Here is a 447-nt window from a genome sequence, read left to right on the forward strand (position 1 = left end):
ACTTCCCGCGCGGCGCCACCCCGACGCTGCCCGCGATCTTCACCCACCGCGACGTCGGCAACACCGACTGCCCGGGCAACGCGGCATACGCCGAGATGGGCCGCCTGCGCGACATCGCCGCCCGGTTCAACCAGCCACCCGGACCCGAGGAACTCGCCGAGCAGATGCGCGGCGGCGCGATATTCGCGCGGTGGGAATCCGTCGGCGGGCCCGCGGGTCCGCTCGGCAACCCGACCTCACCCGAGGCCGCGGCCGAGGGCGAGGCCCGCTACGCGACCTTCGAGCGCGGCGCGATCTACTGGTCCCCCGTCACCGGGGCGCAGCCGCTCACCGGCGCGATCTACGAGGCCTGGGGCCGACTGGGTTTCGAGCGCGGTGCGCTGGGCCCGCCGACCAGCGGTGAGATCCACGAGCCGCTGTGGATCAAGCAGAACTTCCAGCACGGCA

At 73.4% G+C, this 447-nt stretch carries 1 protein-coding gene; it reads left to right on the forward strand.

What is annotated here, in order from left to right; genetic code table 11:
• Positions 1 to 447 (forward strand): LGFP repeat-containing protein (locus CS062_RS25420; protein ID WP_199174383.1); only part of this gene is annotated, 447 nt, incomplete at both ends.

The sequence above is a fragment of the Roseateles chitinivorans genome, from assembly GCF_002761755.1.
In the GTDB taxonomy this organism is placed as follows: domain Bacteria; phylum Pseudomonadota; class Gammaproteobacteria; order Burkholderiales; family Burkholderiaceae_C; genus Roseateles; species Roseateles chitinivorans.